Source organism: Nocardia crassostreae (assembly GCF_001613405.1).
Taxonomy (GTDB): Bacteria; Actinomycetota; Actinomycetes; order Mycobacteriales; family Mycobacteriaceae; genus Nocardia; species Nocardia crassostreae.
In genome coordinates, this window is the sequence record NZ_BDCH01000029.1 from 72,831 (window position 1) to 92,490 (window position 19,660).

The 19,660-nt window shown below is 68.5% G+C and carries 21 protein-coding genes; 17 read left to right on the top strand and 4 right to left on the bottom strand.

Features of this window, described 5'->3' with window-relative positions; genetic code table 11:
* Nucleotides 1-801, top strand: a complete 801-nt coding sequence (locus NC4_RS28650; protein WP_067544362.1) for an NAD(P)H-binding protein — start codon at nt 1-3, stop codon at nt 799-801.
* A gap of 4 nt (nt 802-805) precedes the next feature.
* Here the strand turns inward: NC4_RS28650 and NC4_RS28655 are convergent, their stop codons facing one another.
* Nucleotides 806-2,323 (bottom strand): MFS transporter, encoded by a 1,518-nt coding sequence (locus NC4_RS28655; protein WP_067544784.1) that lies wholly within the window; start codon nt 2,321-2,323, stop codon nt 806-808.
* 210 nt (nt 2,324-2,533) lie between these two features.
* Here NC4_RS28655 and NC4_RS28660 point away from each other — a divergent pair, with 210 nt between their 5' ends.
* From NC4_RS28660 to NC4_RS28715, 13 genes are all read left to right on the top strand, one after another.
* Nucleotides 2,534-3,112 carry a DUF8020 domain-containing protein gene (locus tag NC4_RS28660; protein WP_067544364.1) on the top strand — a complete coding sequence of 193 codons (579 nt, stop codon included), beginning with the start codon at nt 2,534-2,536 and terminating at the stop codon, nt 3,110-3,112.
* Between the two features lie 160 nt (nt 3,113-3,272).
* A complete protein-coding gene (locus tag NC4_RS28665) occupies nt 3,273-4,541 on the top strand; it encodes a glutamate-5-semialdehyde dehydrogenase (protein ID WP_067544367.1) in 1,269 nt (422 codons plus the stop codon).
* A gap of 125 nt (nt 4,542-4,666) precedes the next feature.
* The gene (locus tag NC4_RS28670) at nt 4,667-5,551 is read left to right on the top strand and encodes an AAA family ATPase (protein WP_067544369.1); all 885 of its coding nucleotides are present in this window, start codon (nt 4,667-4,669) and stop codon (nt 5,549-5,551) included.
* 52 nt (nt 5,552-5,603) lie between these two features.
* Nucleotides 5,604-7,052 (top strand): vWA domain-containing protein, encoded by a 1,449-nt coding sequence (locus NC4_RS28675; RefSeq protein WP_067544786.1) that lies wholly within the window; start codon nt 5,604-5,606, stop codon nt 7,050-7,052.
* A gap of 87 nt (nt 7,053-7,139) precedes the next feature.
* The gene (locus tag NC4_RS39450) at nt 7,140-7,388 is read left to right on the top strand and encodes a type II toxin-antitoxin system Phd/YefM family antitoxin (protein WP_084529862.1); all 249 of its coding nucleotides are present in this window, start codon (nt 7,140-7,142) and stop codon (nt 7,386-7,388) included.
* Nucleotides 7,385-7,807 carry a type II toxin-antitoxin system VapC family toxin gene (locus NC4_RS28680; RefSeq protein WP_084529863.1) on the top strand — a complete coding sequence of 141 codons (423 nt, stop codon included), beginning with the start codon at nt 7,385-7,387 and terminating at the stop codon, nt 7,805-7,807. The genes NC4_RS39450 and NC4_RS28680 overlap by 4 nt, the downstream gene beginning before the upstream one ends.
* A 70-nt stretch (nt 7,808-7,877) precedes the next feature.
* Entirely contained in the window at nt 7,878-8,522 is a 645-nt protein-coding gene (nadD, locus tag NC4_RS28685; RefSeq protein WP_439957565.1) for a nicotinate-nucleotide adenylyltransferase, read from the top strand.
* Nucleotides 8,519-8,923, top strand: coding sequence for a ribosome silencing factor (gene rsfS / locus NC4_RS28690; RefSeq protein ID WP_067544373.1), 405 nt, complete (start codon nt 8,519-8,521; stop codon nt 8,921-8,923). Before nadD ends, rsfS begins: the two co-directional genes overlap by 4 nt.
* Nucleotides 8,923-9,585 (top strand): histidine phosphatase family protein, encoded by a 663-nt coding sequence (locus NC4_RS28695; protein WP_067544375.1) that lies wholly within the window; start codon nt 8,923-8,925, stop codon nt 9,583-9,585. Before rsfS ends, NC4_RS28695 begins: the two co-directional genes overlap by 1 nt.
* The gene (gene octT / locus NC4_RS28700; protein ID WP_067544377.1) at nt 9,575-10,342 is read left to right on the top strand and encodes a diglucosylglycerate octanoyltransferase; all 768 of its coding nucleotides are present in this window, start codon (nt 9,575-9,577) and stop codon (nt 10,340-10,342) included. Before NC4_RS28695 ends, octT begins: the two co-directional genes overlap by 11 nt.
* Before the next feature lie 34 nt (nt 10,343-10,376).
* Nucleotides 10,377-11,219, top strand: a complete 843-nt coding sequence (locus NC4_RS28705; protein WP_067544378.1) for a DegV family protein — start codon at nt 10,377-10,379, stop codon at nt 11,217-11,219.
* Between the two features lie 179 nt (nt 11,220-11,398).
* Complete coding sequence (locus NC4_RS28710; RefSeq protein ID WP_157555276.1) at nt 11,399-12,343, top strand: ComEA family DNA-binding protein; 945 nt, start codon at nt 11,399-11,401, stop codon at nt 12,341-12,343.
* 670 nt (nt 12,344-13,013) lie between these two features.
* Entirely contained in the window at nt 13,014-14,216 is a 1,203-nt protein-coding gene (locus tag NC4_RS28715; protein ID WP_157555277.1) for a ComEC/Rec2 family competence protein, read from the top strand.
* Here the strand turns inward: NC4_RS28715 and NC4_RS28720 are convergent.
* Nucleotides 14,213-15,076, bottom strand: coding sequence for an NAD(P)-dependent oxidoreductase (locus NC4_RS28720; protein ID WP_067544381.1), 864 nt, complete (start codon nt 15,074-15,076; stop codon nt 14,213-14,215). The two genes, NC4_RS28715 and NC4_RS28720, sit on opposite strands and share 4 nt — an antisense overlap.
* A 106-nt stretch (nt 15,077-15,182) precedes the next feature.
* Here NC4_RS28720 and NC4_RS28725 point away from each other — a divergent pair, with 106 nt between their 5' ends.
* Both NC4_RS28725 and holA read left to right on the top strand, forming a co-directional pair.
* Nucleotides 15,183-15,575, top strand: coding sequence for a winged helix-turn-helix transcriptional regulator (locus NC4_RS28725; RefSeq protein ID WP_067544790.1), 393 nt, complete (start codon nt 15,183-15,185; stop codon nt 15,573-15,575).
* Nucleotides 15,572-16,540, top strand: a complete 969-nt coding sequence (holA, locus tag NC4_RS28730; protein WP_067544382.1) for a DNA polymerase III subunit delta — start codon at nt 15,572-15,574, stop codon at nt 16,538-16,540. Before NC4_RS28725 ends, holA begins: the two co-directional genes overlap by 4 nt.
* A gap of 85 nt (nt 16,541-16,625) precedes the next feature.
* Here holA and NC4_RS28735 read toward each other — a convergent pair whose 3' ends face one another.
* A complete protein-coding gene (locus NC4_RS28735; RefSeq protein ID WP_067544385.1) occupies nt 16,626-17,360 on the bottom strand; it encodes an LGFP repeat-containing protein in 735 nt (244 codons plus the stop codon).
* 190 nt (nt 17,361-17,550) lie between these two features.
* Entirely contained in the window at nt 17,551-17,814 is a 264-nt protein-coding gene (rpsT, locus tag NC4_RS28740) for a 30S ribosomal protein S20 (protein ID WP_067544387.1), read from the bottom strand.
* Between the two features lie 209 nt (nt 17,815-18,023).
* Here rpsT and NC4_RS28745 point away from each other — a divergent pair, with 209 nt between their 5' ends.
* A complete protein-coding gene (locus tag NC4_RS28745; protein ID WP_084529864.1) occupies nt 18,024-19,658 on the top strand; it encodes a circularly permuted type 2 ATP-grasp protein in 1,635 nt (544 codons plus the stop codon).
* Nucleotides 19,659-19,660 lie beyond the last annotated feature (2 nt).

Below are 19,660 nucleotides of genomic sequence, written 5' to 3' on the forward strand. Positions count from 1 at the left end.
ATGAGGATTCTGGTTACCGGAGCCACTGGAAATATCGGCCGCATGGTGGTGAACCACCTTGTCGACGCGGGTGCGAAGGACATCCGCGCGCTATCGAACCATCCCGAACGCACCGACTTCCCCGACAGCGTGGAGGTCGTCAAGGGATACCTGAAGAAACCGTCGACCCTGCCCGCCGCCTTCGAGGGCGTCGACCGCCTGTATCTGGCGCCCGTGCTCGAAACCGTCACAGAGGTGGTCGGATGGGCGCGCGCGGCGGGCGTGTCCCAGATCGTCGACCTCTCCGGCGACGACTCCACCGATTGGCAGCCCATCGCGCAGGCGGTGGAGGCGTCGGGGGTGGGCTGGACCCACCTGTACGCGGGCGAGTTCATGGAGAACACCGGCATCTGGGCCGAGCAGGTGCGCACCACCGGTGAAGTGCGCGAACCGTATCCGGCCGCCGCCAATGCGCCGATCGCCATGGACGATATCGCCCGGGTCGCGGCCGCGGTGCTGCTGGGCGAGGGCCATCTCGGCAAGACCTACGAGCTCACCGGGCCCGAATCGCTCACCCGGGCGGCACGCGTCCAGCAACTGGGCGAGGTCCTCGGCCGCGATCTGAAATTCGTCCAGGTGGCGCGCGCCGAGGCCATCGCGGTCCTCGAATCAGCCATGGGTCCCTACGCCGAGTGGTACGTCGACGGCCTGGCCGCCATGGCCGACCATCCCCAGCTCGCCACCGGCACGGTCGCCGAACTCACCGGGCGCGCAACCAGTTTCGCCGAGTGGGTGGCCGCGAACAGCGCGGAGTTCCGCTGATCCCCTAACTCTGGGACGACTTCGGGTATTCGAGCCGCCCCGGCTCCAGCGGCGGTGCTCCGACCGGGCAGTTCACATGGCACTGCGGTTCGGCTTCCGGGGGAGCCACGCGCAGGGCGTCGTCGCGCACGGTGAAGAAGGCGAGCGCGGCGGCGGCCACCATGAGCACGACGCAGACGATCAAGGCGATGCGGAAACCGTGCTCGAAGGTCGACGGGTTCATGTAGGCCGCGCCGGTGAGCCCGGCCAGCGGCGGAATCGCGGCGACGGCCAGGAGACCGGCCGCGCGCGCGACCGCATTGTTGACGCCGCTGGCCACGCCCGCATGGCGTTCGTCGGCGGTCGCCAGCACGGTGGCCGTGAGCGGGGCGACGGCCAGGGGCAGGCCCAGGCCGAAAACGATTGCGGCGGGCAGCACTACGGTCAGATAGGAGGTGTCCGCGCCGATCCGGGTCATGAGCAGCATGCCCGCGGCCGCGAGCAGGACGCCGATGGTGATCGGCCAGCGCGGGCCGACGCGCTGCGCCAGCGCGCCGGAACGGGCCGAGAACAGCAGCATCAGGATCGTGGCGGGCAGCAGGGCGGTGCCCGAGGCGATCGGACTGAAGCCCGACACCACCTGCAGGGTGAGCACCAGCAGGAAGAACACCACGCTCATGGCGCCGTACATGACGAAGGTGACCGCGTTGATGGCGGTGAACTGCTTGGAGGCGAAGACGTCCAGGGGCACCATGGGCTGCGGGCCGTCCGGATCGCCGGAGCGCCGCCGCTCCACGAGAATGAAAGCGACGCCGCACAATACGCCGAGCACGGCACCGCCGATCACCAGCGCCCGGTTCGCCGTCTCATTGGGCGCCTCGGTCAGCGCGTAGGTGATTCCGGCCAGGCACAGGGCCGCCAGCGTCGCCCCCAGTACATCGAATTTGCCGTGCGCGCGTGGATCGCTGGTCTCCGGCACATGCCGGGCGGTCACCGCGATCACCACCGCGGCCAAGGGGATGTTCAGCAGGAACACCCAGCGCCAGCCGACGGATTCGACCAGCCAGCCGCCCAGGAACGGCCCGATCGCACCGGCCACGCCGCCCAGCCCGGACCAGGCCCCGACCGCCCGCGCCCGGTCCTCCGGCTGGAACGACGCCTGAATGATGGCCAGCGATCCCGGTGTCAGCAGCGCACCGCCTATGCCCTGCAAGGCCCGTGCCGCAATGAGCATCGAAGTGTCTTGCGCCGCACCGCACAAGGCGGAGGCGATGGCGAACCACACCACGCCGACCAGGAAGATCTTCCGCCGCCCGAAGCGGTCACCGAGCGCGCCACCGAGCAGGATCAATCCGGCCAGGGTCAGCGTGTAGGCATTGACGGTCCACTGCAATCCGGCCATCGAGGCGTCGAATTCCTCGCCGATCCTGGGCAGCGCCACATTCACGACGGTGGCGTCCAGCATGGCCATGCCGGAGCCGAGGACCGTGGCCAGCAGAACCCAGCGGCCACTGGTGGAGGACAACCGGATGCTCGCTGTCATTCGCCCACCGTAGCCCGTCGCACCGACCGATTCCGCCCGTGCGCGACCCGGGTGTGCCGTCACCGCCGGATCGGTCATCGAATCGGTCATGACGTTTAAAGCTCTTGAACACGAATTGGTAAGCCGCGCAAGATTTCTGGTTGTCACAATCGTGCATTCGTTTTGAGGGCTTCGCCGGTCGTTCCGGACCGGAAGCCAGGGGAGAAATCAGTGAAGATCAAGAAGTTCGCCATGACCGCGTTCATGGCGATCGGCGCCGTCGCCGTCACCGCGGGGACCGCGCACGGTGCGCCGGAGGCCCCGACCGCCTCCGCCGTCAGCATCGTGACCTCGGACCAGGGTGTGGATCACGGGGTGACCTACAAGTCCGAGATCGGCAGCGACGGCAAGCTCACCACCACGGTCGACGGCACCTTCGCGGTGACCGCCGACACCATCAGCCTGGCCGACAAGAACGGCGCCCCGGTGGCCACCATTCCGCTGACGCACCAGGTCGGCGAGCACAAGCTCACGCTGGCGCCGGTCGTGAGCGATAACGGGCACAAGCTCGAGCTGATCAACCAGTCCGTGCCGACCGGTGCGGATATCAGCTACGCGGCCGACCAGTACCGCCTGCAGCGGGCCGGGCAGTACGCCGGTATCGGCGCGCTCATCGGTCTGCTGCTCGGCATTCCGTTCTTCATCGGCATCATCCCGGGCGCGGCCTTCGGCGCACTGCTGGGCGCCATCATCGGCTACACCTCGCCGGTGCCGGACGAGATCGAGAACGCGGGTCGTCCCCCGGCCTGACAGTGGCCGAACATCGGTGCCGCGCGCCGGATTTCGGTCGAGGGTGAAACCCTGACGGCCGCCATATCGTCCCCGGCGCCGGACTTCTCGTCCGGCGCCGGGGCTTTTCCGTTTTCGATGCAGGGGATATTGCGGCCGAGCGGGTCAGTAGGCTGTAGCCATGACTGCAGGAACTGCCACCGACCTGGACAATGTCCGCGACGTGGTGCACGACGCGGCGCGCCGGGCCCGAGTGGCGTCGCGGACGCTCGCCCGGCTCACCACCGCGGACAAGGACGCCGCGCTGCACGCCGCGGCGGACGCATTGCTCGGCGCCAAGGATCGCATTCTCGCCGCCAATGCCGAGGACATCGAGATCGCCAAGGCCGGAGGCACCGCGGAGGCGCAGCTGGATCGGCTGCGGCTGACCGAGGCCCGCATCGACGGCATCGCCTCGGGGCTGCGGCAGGTCGCCGGGCTGCCGGATCCGGTGGGCGTGGTGGTGCGCGGTGCCACGCTGCCCAATGGCCTGGAGACCCGGCAGGTGCGGGTGCCGCTGGGCGTGGTCGGCATGGTCTACGAGGCGCGGCCGAATGTCACGGTGGACGCCTTCGGGCTGACCCTGAAGTCCGGCAATGCCGCCCTGCTGCGCGGCTCCTCCTCGGCCGTGCGGTCGAATACCGCGCTGGTCGCGGTGCTGCGCGAAGCGCTTGCGGCGCAGGAGCTTCCGGAGGACGCGGTGCAGCTGCTGCCCGCCGAGGACCGGTCCAGCGTCACGCATCTGATCCAGGCGCGCGGGCTGGTGGACGTGGTGATTCCGCGCGGCGGCGCGGGCCTCATCAATGCCGTCGTGCGCGATGCGCAGGTGCCGACCATCGAGACCGGGACCGGCAACTGCCATGTGTTCGTGCATCGCGACGCCGATCTCGATATGGCCGAATCGATTCTGATCAATGCCAAGACGCGGCGGCCCAGCGTCTGCAATACCGCCGAGACGGTGCTCGTCGACGCCGCCATCGCCGAGGTCGCGGTGCCGCGGCTGATCAAGGCGCTCGAGGACAAGGGCGTCACCATTCACGGCGACCTGCCCGGACTGGTGCCCGCCACCGAGACCGACTGGGCCGACGAATATCTGTCGCTGGATATCGCGCTCAAGGTCGTCGACGACCTGGATGCCGCGGTCGACCACATCAACCGCTGGGGCACCGGGCACACCGAGGCCATCGTCACCGCGGATCTGCAGGCCGCGCGCGAGTTCACTGGTCGCGTGGACGCCGCCGCCGTCATGGTGAACGCCTCCACCGCCTTCACCGACGGTGAGCAGTTCGGTTTCGGCGCCGAGATCGGCATCTCCACCCAGAAGCTGCACGCACGCGGGCCCATGGGTCTGCCGGAGCTGACCTCCACCAAGTGGATCGTCTGGGGCGACGGGCAGATCCGCCCCGTGTAGCGCTCCCTGTAGCGCTTTCGTGCTGTGCCGCCGATACCAGTTGTCGGCGGCACAGTCGCATAAGGCACAGTGGAGCGAGTGGGACCGGTTCTCATGGCCCCCGCCCCGAAGGAAGGACAGCACCAGTGGCTCCTACCAGCGCACCGAATCAGGAGCCGATTTTCTCGTCGGTCGACGATGTGATCGAGCGGCTCGCCAAGACCGGCTATCTGGCCGACAAGGGCACCGCCACTTCGGTTTTCCTCGCGGATCGGCTGGGCAAGCCGCTGCTCATCGAGGGCCCCGCCGGTGTCGGCAAGACCGAGCTGTCCAAGGCCGTGGCCGAGGTCGCGGGCGCGGAACTGGTGCGCTTGCAGTGCTATGAGGGCGTCGACGAGGCGCGGGCGCTGTACGAGTGGAATCACGCCAAGCAGATCCTGCGCATCCAGGCTTCCTCGGAGAACGATTGGGCCGAGACCAAGGCCGACGTGTTCACCGAGGAATTCCTGCTCTCGCGGCCGCTGCTGACCGCCATCCGGCGCACCGATCCGACGGTGCTGCTCATCGACGAGACCGACAAGGCCGATGTCGAGATCGAGGGTCTGCTGCTCGAGGTGCTCAGCGACTTCTCGGTCACCGTGCCGGAATTGGGCACCATCACCGCCAGCCGCAAACCGTTCGTGGTGCTCACCTCCAATGCCACCCGCGAGCTGTCCGAGGCGCTCAAACGCCGCTGCCTCTACCTGCACATCGACTTCCCGGACGAGGATCTGGAACGCCGCATCCTGGCCAGCCGGGTGCCGGAGCTCAAGCCCGCCGTGGCCGCACAACTCGTGCGGATCGTGCACGTGCTGCGCGGTATGCAGCTCAAGAAGCTGCCCTCGGTGGCCGAATCCATCGACTGGGCGCGCACGCTGCTGGCGTTGGGCGCCAAGGATCTCGACGACAAGACCGTGCGGGCCACGCTCGGGGTGGTGCTCAAGCATCAGGCCGATCATGTGCGCGCCCTGTCCGAGCTGAAGCTGGCCTGACGTCATGTCCGGCGGCGGACCGAATACACCCCGCGGGCTGGTCTCCGCGGCCATGCGGGCCGTGACCTTGGGTGCGTCCGCACCCAAGTCCGAACTGCCCGAGTCCACGGCCGTGCACGGGCTGTCGGGACATCTGGTGGCCTTCGTGGAAGCGCTGCGCGCCAGGGGAATTCCGGTCGGGCCCTCCGAAACCGTCGATGCCGGACAGGTTCTCACCGTCCTGGATCTGATGGATCGCGAAGCGCTGCGCGAGGGCCTGGCCTGCGCGCTGCTGCGCCGCACCACCCAGCGCGCCACCTTCGACGGCATGTTCGACCTGTGGTTCCCGCCCGCTCTCGGCGAGCGCATCGGGGCCGAGGATGTCGAAATCCCGCACCGGCCCGATGGTTCGGTCGACATTATCGAGCTGCGCAAGATGCTGGCCGAACTGCTCATGCAGGATCCCTCCGGGGAGCAGGCCCAGCAGTTGCAGGCCCTGGCCGCGCAGATGGTCGAGCAGATGGGCCAGTACCAGGCGGCGGGCGGGCCGTCCTTCTCCGCGTATCAGACGCTCAAGGACCTCCAGCCCGACATTCTGGTGAGCAAGATCCTCGCCGGGTTGGCGCAGTGCATGGATAATTCCGACTTCGACACCGAGGTCAACCGGCGCGCGGCGCGCCAGCGCATCAAGGACTTCCGGCTCACCGTGGAGGCCGAGACCCGCCGCCGGGTGGCCGAGCGCATCGGCCGCGATCGCGTCGCCACCTACGGCGTCGCCCGCCAGGCCGAGGACGCCGACTTCCTGCGCATCTCGCAGAACGAACTCGACGAACTGCGCCGCAGCAGCCAGCGCCTGGCCCGAATCCTGGCCTCCCGCCTGGCCTCTCGCCGCCGTCGCGCCCGCCGCGGCGAGATCGACCTGCGCAAGACCCTGCGCAAATCCATGTCCACCGGCGGCGTCCCGATCAACCTGGTGACCCGCAAGCCCCGCCCCGGCCGCCCCGACCTGGTGCTGGTGTGCGATATCTCGGGCTCGGTGGCCGGATTCTCCAGCTTCACCATGGTCCTGGTGAACGCCCTGCGCGAACAGTTCTCCCGCGTCCGGATCTTCGCCTTCGTGGACCGCGTGGACGAGGTCACCCGCCTCTTCGACGCCACCACCCCGCTGGACCAGATCACCAAGCGCATCTTCACCGAATCCACCGTGGTCGGCATCGAAGGCCACTCCGACTACGGCTCCGCCATCGAGAGCTTCGCCGAGAACTGGCCCGACGCCGTCACCAGCCGCAGCTCCCTGCTCATTCTCGGCGACGCCCGCACCAACTACCGCGACCCGGCCCTGGCCACCCTGCAACGCCTGGTCGGCGTCGCCAAGCACGCCTACTGGCTCAACCCGGAGGCCGAGAAGATGTGGGGCACCGGCGATTCCGCCGCCAACAAGTACGCCGAGATCGTCGAGATGCACGAATGCCGCAATGCCCGCCAGCTCACCGCGGTGGTCGGGCGGCTGCTACCGATCTGAGCAGAGCTGCCGAAATCCAAACGGTGTAATGCTGGGGGGCTGGCGCAAACACCGGCAAGTGGCCACCACAATTGGTATTGTGGTCACATGAGTGCTCCTTCGCCGAATCCGCCGGACGAAGTGCCTGTCCGGGAATTGACTCATCACACCAGTCAGATCCTCGCCCGTGTCAAAGCCGGTGAGACGCTCACGATCACCGAGCGTGGCGAGCCCATTGCCGCGGTGATTCCCTTGCGGCGCTCTCGTGGCCCGCGACCGGCCACCGGGTACGCCGATAGCGGCGATCCGCAGTGGGCTGTCCGGGCATCCCAAGAGATGCGTGGGTTCGGTGAATGATCATTGCCGATACCAGTGGGATCCTCGCCTCGATCGATACCGGCGCGGATCATCACGCGGAGTGTGTCAAGGTTGTGTCCGGGGTCGATGAACCGCTGATCGTGTCGCACATGGTTGTCACCGAGACCGACTACTTGCTGACCACGAGATTCGGGGTGGCAACGGCGAACCGGTTTCTGTCGGACGTTGTGAGCGGCGCGTATCGCCTCGCTCCCAGCGACGAGGCGGACATCGCTACCGCAATCAACATCAATACGCGTTACGCGGATCATTCCCTGGGAATTGCGGACTGCATGAATGTCGTTCTGGCCCAGAAGTATCACACCGTGCGGATCTTCACTCTGGATGAGCGACACTTCCGCATGGTTCAACCACTCGCGTACGGTCCGGCCTTCCAGTTGTTGCCTTTCGATCTGTGACAGCATCCCGCGTCTGGTGCCGACGCGCCCAGCGTCGAGTGCTCGTTAGCCCCCGGTAAGCTCGCTTTTCGTGCATACGACAAGGCGCCGCAAGCTGGGGGTGATGGGCGGCACCTTCGATCCCATCCACCACGGTCACCTGGTGGCGGCCAGTGAGGTCGCGCATCGGTTCGACCTGGATGAAGTGATCTTCGTGCCGACCGGGCAGCCCTGGCAGAAGGCGGATCGGACCGTGAGCCCGGCCGAGGACCGCTATCTCATGACGGTCATCGCCACCGCCTCCAATCCGCGGTTCTCCGTCAGCCGCGCCGACGTGGACCGCGGCAAGGACACCTACACCGTCGACACCCTGCGTGAACTGCGGGAACAGCATCCCGACGCGGATTTGTACTTCATCACCGGTGCCGACGCGCTGGCCAGCATCCTCACCTGGCAGGATTGGTCGGAACTGTTCGAACTGGCGAAATTCGTCGGAGTCAGCCGTCCGGGGTACGAATTGAATATCGACCATCTGGCCGACCACATCCGCGATTACCCGGAAGGCACGGTCACCATGGTCGAGATTCCGGCCCTGGCGATCTCCTCCAGCGAATGCCGGCGGCGGGCAGGCGAAGGCAGACCGGTGTGGTACCTCGTCCCCGACGGGGTCGTGCAATACATATCGAAACGGCACCTGTACGGGCTGGGAAGCAACGGGAAGGTAGCAGCAGGGTGAGCGCATCCGTCGAAGCTTTGAAGATGGCAACGGTGGCCGCATTGGCGGCCGACGAGAAGCTGGCCTCGGATGTGGTGGTGCTGGACGTCTCCGAGCAGCTGGTCATCACCGACTGCTTCGTCATCGCCTCCGCGCCGAACGAGCGTCAGGTCAATGCGATCGTCGACAATGTCGAGGAGAAGCTGCGCGAGGCCGGATACAAGCCGGTACGCCGCGAGGGCACCCGCGAGGGCCGCTGGGCGCTGCTCGACTACATCGAGATCGTAATCCACATCCAGCACAATGACGAGCGCGACTTCTACGGCCTGGAGCGGCTGTGGAAGGACTGCCCGCAGGTGCCCATCGAGGGGCTGGGCGATCCGCGCGCCGAGGCCGGGGACGACGAGGCCGGAGAAGCGTAGTGAGCAAGAAGCATCCGGGCGTCCGGCGGTTGATCCTGTTGCGCCACGGGCAGACCGAATGGAATGCCTCCGACCGCATGCAGGGGCAGATCGACGTCGAACTCAATGACGTCGGCCGCAAACAGGCCAAGGACTGCGCCCGCGATATGGCGTGCGACGACCTCATTCACATCGCGTCCTCGGACCTCAAGCGCGCCCACGAGACCGCGCTCGCCGTCGCCGATCACGCCGCCATGCCGGTGGTCACCGATGTGCGACTGCGCGAAACCAGCCTCGGCCAATGGGAGGGCATGAACCACCTCGAGGTGGACGCCCAGTACCCGGGGGCGCGCAAGGCGTGGCGGCTGGACCCCACCTTCACCCCGCCCGGCGGCGAATCCAAGATCGAGGTCGGCCTGCGCGCCCTGCCCGTGGTGCAGGAGCTGCTGGCCGAGCGCGGGGACTGGCCGGGCCGTACTATCATGCTGGTTGCGCACGGCGGGCTCATCGCGGCGCTGACCGCGGCGGTTCTCGATCTCCCGCACCAGCATTGGCCGGTCCTCGGCGGGCTCGCCAATACCAGCTGGGTGCAGCTCAGCAGCCACGGTCCGAGCATCGAACAGCCCGCCTGGCGGCTCGATGTATGGAATGCGCTGGCGAAAGTAGCACCGGATGTCCTCTGACAGTTCCGCCGATTCCGGGAGCAAGCCGGTCCTCTTGGTCATCGCGGACTCGCTGGCCTACTTCGGGCCCAAGGGCGGGCTGCCCGCCGACCATCCCGGGATCTGGCCGAACCTCGTTGCGGCCGAACTGGACTGGGACGTGGAGCTGATCGCCCGCATCGGCTGGACCTGCCGCGACGCCTACTGGGCGCTGATCGGCGACCCCCGAGTGTGGGCGGCCGTGCCGCGCGCCGGGGCCGTGGTGTTCGCGACCGGCGGCATGGATTCGCTGCCCTCGCCGTTGCCGACCGCGCTGCGCGAGCTGATCCGCTATGTGCGACCGGCTTCGGTGCGCCGCCGGGTGCGCGACGGCTACAACTGGCTGCAGCCGCGGCTCTCGCCGCTGGGCTGGCCGGTGGCGCTGCCGCCCGCGGTGAGCGTCGACTATCTCGAGCAGGCCCGGAACTCGCTGGCGCAGTTGCGGCCCGAACTGCCGGTCGTGGGAGTGCTGCCCTCCGTGCACAAGTGCGATGCGTACGCGAGTGTCCATTCCGGCCGTGAGCCCATGGTGCGCGCCGTGTCGCGGTGGGCCGCCGACAAATCCGTCCCCCTGGTGGATCTCGGTGCAGCCGTGCGCGACAACGCCTTCAACGGCCCGGCCAACCCGGACGGCATCCATTGGGGCTGGGAGGGGCATCAGGAAGTCGCCCGCGCCATGGTCAAGGTGCTGTCCGAAGTCCAGGTCCCGCCCACGAGGTCCGCACTGCATGAGGCCTGATCGTCCGGTCCGCGCCCTGGAGGTCGGCTAGCCGATGGCCGTCGTGGTTGTCACCGACTCGTCGGCCAGTCTCCCCGCCGACCTCACCGCGGATCTGGGTATCCACGCGGTACCGCTGCACGTCCTCGTCGACGATCGCGAGATCCGCGAGGGCATCGACCCCTGCGATATCGACTACGGCTCGTCCACGGTCACCACCTCCTCCGCGTCACCGGGTGATTTGCGCGCCGCCTACGAACGCGCACTCGAGCTGAGCGGCGGCGACGGTGTTGTCGCCGTGCACATCTCCCGCCAACTCTCCGGCACCTGGGAGGCGGGCCGCCAAGCCGTCCGCGATATGGACGCCGCCGACAAGGTCCGCCTGGTCGACTCCCTCAGCGCGGGCCTGGGCACCGGCCTCCCCGTCCTGGCCGCCGCCCGCCGCGCCCGCACCGGCGCCCCCCTGGATGTCGTCTACGACTCCGCCGTAGCCGCCGCCACCCGCGGCCGCGCCTTCATAGTCGTCAACCGCACCGAACAACTCCGCCGCGGCGGCCGCCTCAGCACCGCCGCCGCCTTCTTCGGCACCGAACTAGTCACCAAGCCGATCCTGCAAATCGTGGACGGCCGTCTGGAACTCCGCGAAAAGGCCCGCACCCGCTCCAAGGCCTTCACCAAACTCATCGCCGCCGCGGTGGACGCCGCGGGCGAGGACGGCGCAGCCGTGGCAGTCCAGCACCTCGGCTCCGAAGAAGCCGCCACCACCATCGCCAACCAGCTCCGCGAGCTCATCCCCGGCATCCGCGAACTCATCATCGCCGAATTCGGCCCCACCCTCGGCGTCCACCTCGGCATGGGAGCCGTTGGCGCCCTGGTGGTTCCGGGCGGCTGCGGCTAGACGGCGGACCCGGCCCGCGCGACCGCCTCGCGGACGGCCGGGGCGGGACGATTTAGTTCGTGGCACGAACTATCTGGTCGAATGTCAGATTTTCACAACCACCCCGCTTATCCACAGACTTTCCGAAACCCCAGGTCGCCGCTCCCGGCCCACCCTGCCCGCTGTCCTACCGTCGCCCCATGCCACGAATCGACGAACGCACCCGGGTCCGCCGCCGCCTCGACGACCTGACCGATCCGGCACGCGCCTACGGCCCAAGGGAATTCACCCCCGGCCCGGATCACCCGCCGCGCTGGGACGAGGACTCCGCGGACGGGCCCGCGGTACGCCGAGTCCCTGAACCGAGCGAATCGACCACTCCCACCTGGCTTTCCGAACCCCACGCCCGCACATCCAGCTGGCACGAACGATGGGTGCCGGACCGATTCCGCGGCTCCCGCTGGGACCCGGGACCGCGCGGCGCGGTTGTCCTCGCTGTTGTCGCAGCGCTCGCCGTTGTCCTGGCAGGCATTGTCGCCCTGCGGGAAAAGCCGGTGGTGCACGCGGTTCCACCAATCGCACCGGCCGCCGCGACCACCTCGGCCCCCGACCTCCCCGCCCGCCCCCGGGACGCTTCCGCGCTCACGCCGGACGGCCACCCCGCCGCCACCGGGGAGGTGGTCGTCAGCGTGGTCGGCATGGTCGAATTCGGCGGCCTGCGCCGCTTCCCGCCCGGCGCCCGCGTGGCCGACGCCGTCCGAGCCGCGGTCCCACACCCCGACGCCGACCTCTCCGGCCTCAACCTCGCCCAGCAACTCTCCGACGGCGACCAAATAGTCGTCGGCAAGAGCGGACCCCGTCCGCAACAGATCGGCAGCACCGTCGTCAACGCCGCCGATTCCCCTGCCACCCCGCCGATCTCGGGCCGTCCCCGCCCCTCCGGCATCCCAGCCGCCAAGGTCAACCTCAATACCGCCACCGAAGCCGACCTGGACACCCTCCCGGGCGTGGGCCCGATCACGGCCCGCGCCATCCTCGCCTGGCGCACCCAGCACGGAAAGTTCACCGCCATAGAACAACTCACCGAAATAGAAGGCATAGGCCCGGCCCGCCTCGCCCGCCTCCGAGAGGTCGTGACCATATGACCCGCGAACACCCCGATCCCCGCGGCAAGCCCGCACGCCGACCCCGCACGCCATGCCCCGGAGCCGCGTCGGCCGACCGCCCGGCCTGGAGATTCCTGGATCCCCGAGAGGTACTGGGTGCGCCGTTGGTTCTGGCCGCCGCGGCCCAAACCTGGCTCCGCCGGGCGGTGCGCCGATGACCGCCGACAGCACAGGGACCGCCGACAGCGCGGGCCGCCACGACAGGTACTGGCGCGCAGACGGTTTCGGCGCGATCAGCGCGCTCAGCGCGATCGAGCGGGGGGAGCGGGGCGGCAAGCGTCCGGGTAGTGACGTGGTGGTGCCTGGGTCCCGGGTGGCAGGGCCATGAGCGGGGTGACCGGTCGGGGTGGCGAGGAGGAGAGCGGGGCGGATGAGCGGGGATTGATCGAGTTCTCGGAGGTGTTGGATGCGCGGTTGGTGTCGGCGGCGGTGTGTTGTTGGGGCGCAACGGTTGTGGCTGTGGTTGCGGGGTGGCGGGCCGGGGTTTGGGTGGCGGTGGGGTGGTGGCTATCGGGTTGTGGGGGTGGGTGATTCGGACTGGCGGGGACGGTGGGCGTGAGAACCGGTGGAGGGGACTGGTTCTCGTGCTGGTGGCCGCTGCGCTGGCCGGTGCCGGGTACGGGGTGGCGGGGCGTGGCGGGAGTATCGGGTGCAGGCGCATCCATTGCGGGCGGTGGTGGGCGAGGACGTGTGGGCGACGGTGCGGGCGGTGGATGATCCGAACGTGCTGAGCGGCAGGAAGTTCGGTGGGCGGAAGGTTGTGATGCGCGGGGAGATCGTCGAGTTTCGGCACGGCGGCGTGCGGGTGCGGGCGGGCGGGGCGGTGGTCGTATTCGCCTCGGTGAGCGGGTGGGGCGCGCTGTTGCCGGGGCAGGAGGTGGCGCTGCGGGCTCGGGTGGACCGGCCGTGGCGGTCCGATCTGACCGTGGCCGTGCTCCGGGCCGACGGGCCGCCCGCCCGGGTCGGGGGCGCGTCGTGGTGGCAGCGGGCGGCGGGACAGGCGCGGGCGGATTTCGCGGACGCCGCCGGGCGGGCGTTGCCGGACGATGCGGCGGGACTGTTGCCGGGGTTGGTCGTCGGGGATACGTCGCGGCTGGGGGAGCGGGTGCGCAAGGACTTCCGAGAGACCGGACTGGCACACCTACTAACCGCGGTCAGCGGCGCAAATATCACGATTCTGCTTGGGGCCGTGCTGCTTTCGATGCGGGTACTGACGGTGGATCCGCGGGTCGGAGCGGTGGCGGCGGGGATCGCCCTGGTGATGTTCGTGGTGCTGGCGCGCCCGTCGCCGAGCGTACTGCGGGCCGCGGTCATGGGGGCGATAGCGCTGCTGGCATTGGTCACCGGTCGGCGCAAGCAGGCGCTACCGGCCCTGTGCGCGGCGGTGATCGGGCTCATCGGGTGGTCGCCGGGACTGGTGCTGGTCGCGCCCGGATGGTCGGAATGGCTTCGGGCACACGGGTGGTGGCGTGGCGTGGCGGACGCGGTCGCGATCTCGGCGGCGGCCTTCGTGGTCACCACGCCGATGGTGGTCGCGTCGACCGGGCGGTTGAGCCTGGTCGCCATTGTGGCCAATGTGCTGGTGGCTCCGGTGATCGCGCCGATCACCGTGCTGGGCGCGCTCGGTGCGGCCCTGGCCTCGGTGTGGCCGCCACTGGCGGAGCCGGTGCTGTATTGCACCGCCCCGCCGCTGTGGTGGCTGCTGACGGTCTCCGAACGTGCCGCCGCCCTCGGCGCGTCGATCGCGCTGCCGACCGGAATTCGTTCGGGGCTGGTTGCCGCGGTCGCCTGCACAGTGGTGCTGCTGGCCTTCGAATTACGTGCGGCGCGAACGAAGGGAGGCGATCGCTAGTGGCGGAGAAGATCCACGACGCCGGTGGTCGACTCCTTACCGCCGCCCTCGGCGACGCGGCGATCCATGAGCGCCATGAAGGGGGTGAGCAGTTCCGGACTGACGCCCTGTTCGGCGGCGGTGCGCAGCAGTGTCCCGTTCGTCGTGGCCATCATGGAGAGATTCGACTCGACCCCCTCGGCGTAGTCCCCGCTCTCCAATTGGGCGGCGGTGCCGTAGGCGTAGGCGGCCATCGCCTGCTGGTAGCCGACCAGCAGGGGCGCGAACTCCACCGGGGAGATGTTCTCCCTGCCGATCAAGGCGAAAGCGTGTGCGGCGCCGGCGAACATGCCCCACATGCCGCTGAGCAGGGCCATAGCGTAGAGCGCCGCGAATCCGGCGTCCGCGCCCACATAGGTGACACCGGCGGGAACGGCCAGCGCTTCGGCATGTGCTTCGTGCGCCTCGGGCGATCCGCTGTAGAAGACATACGCGCCGGACCCGGCGACGCCGATCATGGAGGGAACGGCCATGATTCCGCCATCCAGGAAGCGCCCGCCACGCGCGGCGATCCATTCGGACAACGCCCGCGCCTCGGCCGGGGTGCCGGTGGTCAGGTTGACGACGTCGCGGCCGGTCAGGTCGACGCTGTCCAGCGTCGCGCGCACCGAGGCATCGTCGAGCAGGCACACCACCACGAGCGAGTTCGCGGCGACGGCCGCGCCCGCCGTGGCGGCGAGCGCCGCACCCTCGGGAACCGTTCGGGCACTTCGATTCCAGACGGTGACGGCATATCCGGCGGCGAGCCACGAGCGAATCAGGGCCGACCCCATATCGCCGAGGCCGAGGACGGTGAGCGACTTCTTCGAATGAACTGACATGAACGCTACTCTTGGCGTCGCATCCGGGGCCGCTCAAGTACGCACATGGAAGTGGGTACGCACCTCCGGGTAAGAAAACAGGCAGCGGAAAGGGGCAGTGGTGCCAATCACACGCAGACCGGGCGCGTACACCTGCGGGCTCGACGCCACTCTGTCGGTCCTCAACGGCAAGTGGAAGATGATGATCCTCTGGCCGCTGAGCGAACGCCCGCACCGCTTCGGCGAGCTACGCCGTCAGGTGCCGGGCGTCTCCGAGAAGGTGCTCACCACCCAGCTCCGCGAACTCGAGGCCGACGGCATCGTCCACCGCGAGGTCTACGACGAGCTGATCCCGCGCGTCGAGTACTCGCTGACCCCGCTGGGCGAACTGCTCAACAATGCCCTGCTCCCGCTGGAGGCCTGGGGCCGCGAACATCTCATGGGCGAGAACCCGCCCGCCGCCGACCCGCGCGATCCGAGCGGCCCGGTGTCGGAGGCGGCTCGTAGGATCGCTGTGTGAGCCAACGACCCGCGCCCCTGCATCTCGTGCTCGGTGAAGAGGAACTGCTGATCGAGCGGGCGATATCGGCGATTACCGCACAGGCGCGGGCCGCCACCTCGGAACCGGATTCGATGCCGGTGGACCGGATGCGGGCGGGGGATGCGAGCACGGCGGAGCTGGCCGAGCTGCTCAGCCCGTCACTGTTCGCGGAGGACCGGGTGATCGTGCTGGAGTCCGCCGCCGAGGCCGGGAAAGACGCGGTGTCGGTGATTCAAGATGCCGCGGCTTCGCCGCCCGACGGTGTCGTGCTGGTGGTGCTGCATACCGGGGGCGGGCGCGCCAAGGCCCTCGCACCGGCATTGCAGAAGCTCGGCGCGGTGGTGCACAACTGCGCCAAGGTCAGCAAGGGCGGTGAGCGAGTCGAGTTCGTGCGCAATGAGTTCCGAGCCCAGAACGTGCGCGTGTCCGCCGATGTGGTGCAGGCGCTGATCGAGGCGATCGGCTCCGACCTGCGCGAACTGGCCGCGGCCAGTTCACAGTTGGTGGCCGATACCGGCGGCAAGGTGGATCTCGCGGCGGTGCACCGGTACTACTCCGGCAAGGCCGAGGTCTCCGGCTTCGACGTGGCCGATCTGGCGGTCGCGGGCGATCGCCCGGCCGCCATGGAAGCGCTGCGCTGGGCCACGGACCGCGGGGTGCCCGCCGTCCTGCTGGCCGACGCCCTCGCCGATTCGGTGCACACCATTGCCCGGGTCGGCTCGGCCGGGCGCGGCGACCCGTTCAAGATGGCGGGCGATCTCGGCATGCCGCCCTGGAAGGTGAAGAAGGCCCAGGCCCAATCCCGAGGCTGGACCGCCGCTTCCATAGGCCAGGCCCTGCAAGTGGTCGCCGCCCTCAATGCCGATGTCAAGGGCGGTGCGGCAGACACCAACTACGCGCTCGAGCACGCCCTCGCGCAAATCCTCGACCTGCGCTCCGCCTGATCGAGCGACCCGGCCCCGACGACCTGCAAAGAACGAGGCCCTCGACCACGTGTGGTCGAGGGCCTCGCGAGTTCATTCGGATCGACTACGGCGACCAGGTGAGCTTGCCGCCCTGGAAGTCCTGGGCCTTACCGCCCTGGTAGTCGTATTCATCGCTGGTGGGGAAGCCGTAGCGGCCGTTCTCCGCGCCATTGCGCACCCACTCGTCGCGGATGGAACCCCAGATCACATGGGTACCGGCCTTCTGGGTGGAGTAGACGGCGCCGCCTTCGAAGAGCGCATAGAAACCGCTCTCCTTGGTGGTTTTGGCGACATCGGTGATCGGGAAGCCCAGCGGGCTGTTCTCCCAGCCGATCTCACCGTACTTCTGCAGGACCACACCGGTGAGCGCGTGCGCGGCGGTGCCCAGCGACCAGTACACCGAACCGCCCTGGAAGGTCTGGAAGCGGCCGGGCTTGGCGGTCGCGCCCTCATCCGCGGTCGGGTACTTCAGTGCGCCGGACTCCGTGCCCAGGGTGTTCCACTTCTCGCGAATCGCTCCGCCGACGGCATGCGCATCGGTCGCGGGCGTCCAATAGATCGAGATGCTGTTGGCGAACTCCTGCTTCTTGCCCCCGCCCGCCGCATCCAGCTCCGGCCCCACCGGATCGCCGAAGACGCCCGGCCCACCGGCCCGGTCGTACTCCGCCTCGATGGCCCCGCCCACCTCGAACGGCCCGATCGGCCGCGCGGCAGCCGTACCGACCCCGGTGCTCAGCACGACGGCCACCGCACCGGCCGCCACCGCGGCCCGACTCCAGGACGAATTTCTACGAAGCAAAGCAACTCCCAACAAACGTGTTCTCCGATTGCCCCCGACGTTTCGCAGCCATCCTGCTGCGAACGGCTCGACTCGGCAAGTGCATCGTCGGCCAGTTCACAGCGGGTTCACGGCAGATACGACAAAACCGCCGTGGTCATCGTGGCCACGGCGGTTGTAAAGCATGAAGTCCGGCGATTACCGGGGTAAATCAGCCGAGCTTGTTGAAAGCCAGCGACAGCGCCGACTTCTTGTTGGCGGCCTGGTTGGCGTGGATGACGCCCTTCGAGGCAGCCTTGTCCAGGCTCTGGCTCGCGTCACGCATCAGCTCGAGCGCCTTGTCCTTCTCGCCCGCCGTAGCGGCCTCGCGGAACTTGCGGATCGAGGTGCGCAGCGCGGACTTGACCGACTGGTTGCGCTGACGCGCAAGCTCGTTGGTGCGGATCCGCTTCATCTGGGACTTGATGTTGGCCACGCCTGTTTCCTCGTGTTCCTTCGCTTGGTGGTTTAACCGGGATAAAAGTCTTTCGTGCGCACTACGAGAGGGCGTAGCGCCGCACCGACGATCGAGGTTACCAGGGAACACGCCGGGGTATGAAATCGCCCCTGTCCGCGATGGGGCTGAAACCAGAAATTTATCCCGGTCCAACACCGTGTTGCCCCTGCGTGATGGACCATTTTTGCATGACTCCCGCCGCAGCCGCCCGAACGGCCGCGGCCGTTCCAGCATCGATCGGCCGCACCGACATCGAGGATGCGAGGATCGGGGCCTTCACGGGGTACGGACCCGGCCGCTACGACCGGGCATACGACGAAATGTTCGATCCGTCCGGAAAACCGCGCGCGGCCTACCGGGGCATTCACGCCGCCCTGTCCACCATCGACGCGGCGGATCTGGCGGCGCGCGCCGAAGCCTTGGCCCGCGCCTTCGTGGATCAGGGCATCACCTTCTCGCTGTCCGGGCAGGAGCGGCCGTTCCCGCTCGACCTGGTGCCCCGGGTGATCGCCGCCACCGAATGGACCAAACTCGAGCGCGGCATCAAACAGCGGGTGCGCGCCCTCGAGGCGTTCCTCGCCGATGTGTACGGCGAGCAGACCATCCTGCGCGATCAGGTCATCCCCAAACGGCTCGTCACCTCCTGCGCCCACTTCCACCGCGAGGCCACCGGCCTGGTCCCGCCCAATGGCGTCCGCATCCACGTCGCGGGCATCGATCTGATTCGCGACGAGCACGGCGACTTCCGGGTCCTCGAGGACAATCTGCGCTCCCCGTCGGGGGTCTCCTATGTGATGGAGAACCGCCGCACCATGGCGCGCGTCTTCCCGGACCTGTTCGCCTCGCACCGGGTGCGCGCCGTCGGCGACTATCCGACCCATCTGCTGCGCGCCCTGCGCGCCGCCGCCGCGCCGAACGAGGCCGATCCGACCGTCGTGGTGCTCACCCCGGGCGTCTACAACTCCGCCTACTTCGAGCATTCGCTGCTGGCCCGGCAGATGGGCGTGGAGTTGGTCGAGGGCCGCGACCTGTTCTGCCGCGACAATGTCGTCTACATGCGCACCACGGCGGGCGAACGGCAGGTCGACGTCATCTACCGGCGCATCGACGACACCTTCCTGGACCCCATGCAGTTCCGGCCCGACTCCATGCTCGGCGTCGCGGGCATCCTGAACGCCGCCCGCGCGGGCACGGTGGTGCTGGCCAATGCGGTCGGCAACGGGGTGGGCGACGACAAGCTCATCTACACCTACGTGCCCGCCTTCATCGAGTACTACCTGGGTGAGAAACCCGTACTGCCCAATGTCGATTCGTATCGCTGCTGGGAGCCCGGCGAACGCGACGAGGTGCTCGACCGGGTGGCCGAGCTGGTGGTGAAACCCGTCGAGGGCTCCGGCGGCTACGGCATCGTCATCGGCCCCGACGCCACTCAGAAGGAACTCGACGCCGTCCGCCGCAAGGTGCGCGCCGATCCGCGCGGCTGGATCGCCCAGCCGGTGGTGCAGCTGTCCACGGTGCCCAGCAAGATCGGCGGGCGACTCTCGCCCCGGCATGTGGACCTGCGCCCCTTCGCCGTCAATGACGGCGACGACATCTGGGTGCTGCCAGGGGGATTGACCCGCGTGGCGCTCCCGGATGGTTCCCTGGTGGTGAATTCCAGTCAGGGCGGCGGCAGCAAGGACACCTGGGTGCTGGCCCCGCACACCTCGGTGGAGCAACGTGAGCTGGCCGGGGAACAACTGGTCAGTGAACTACACATCACCCGCGAACGGGATCAGTCGCGGGAACCCACGCCCGGCCGGGCGAATCAACAACAGCAGTAAGC

Excerpts from the sequence above, each read along its gene's own strand:
- NC4_RS28745 (WP_084529864.1), top strand. The coding sequence starts at position 18,024 with ATGACTCCCGCCGCAGCCGCCCGAACGGCCGCGGCCGTTCCAGCATCG.
- NC4_RS39450 (WP_084529862.1), top strand. The coding sequence starts at position 7,140 with ATGAGTGCTCCTTCGCCGAATCCGCCGGACGAAGTGCCTGTCCGGGAA.
- octT (WP_067544377.1), top strand. The coding sequence starts at position 9,575 with ATGTCCTCTGACAGTTCCGCCGATTCCGGGAGCAAGCCGGTCCTCTTG.
- NC4_RS28655 (WP_067544784.1), bottom strand. The coding sequence starts at position 2,323 with ATGACAGCGAGCATCCGGTTGTCCTCCACCAGTGGCCGCTGGGTTCTG.
- NC4_RS28710 (WP_157555276.1), top strand. The coding sequence starts at position 11,399 with ATGCCACGAATCGACGAACGCACCCGGGTCCGCCGCCGCCTCGACGAC.
- NC4_RS28650 (WP_067544362.1), top strand. The coding sequence starts at position 1 with ATGAGGATTCTGGTTACCGGAGCCACTGGAAATATCGGCCGCATGGTG.
- NC4_RS28720 (WP_067544381.1), bottom strand. The coding sequence starts at position 15,076 with ATGTCAGTTCATTCGAAGAAGTCGCTCACCGTCCTCGGCCTCGGCGAT.
- NC4_RS28680 (WP_084529863.1), top strand. The coding sequence starts at position 7,385 with ATGATCATTGCCGATACCAGTGGGATCCTCGCCTCGATCGATACCGGC.
- NC4_RS28665 (WP_067544367.1), top strand. The coding sequence starts at position 3,273 with ATGACTGCAGGAACTGCCACCGACCTGGACAATGTCCGCGACGTGGTG.
- NC4_RS28675 (WP_067544786.1), top strand. The coding sequence starts at position 5,604 with ATGCGGGCCGTGACCTTGGGTGCGTCCGCACCCAAGTCCGAACTGCCC.
- NC4_RS28705 (WP_067544378.1), top strand. The coding sequence starts at position 10,377 with ATGGCCGTCGTGGTTGTCACCGACTCGTCGGCCAGTCTCCCCGCCGAC.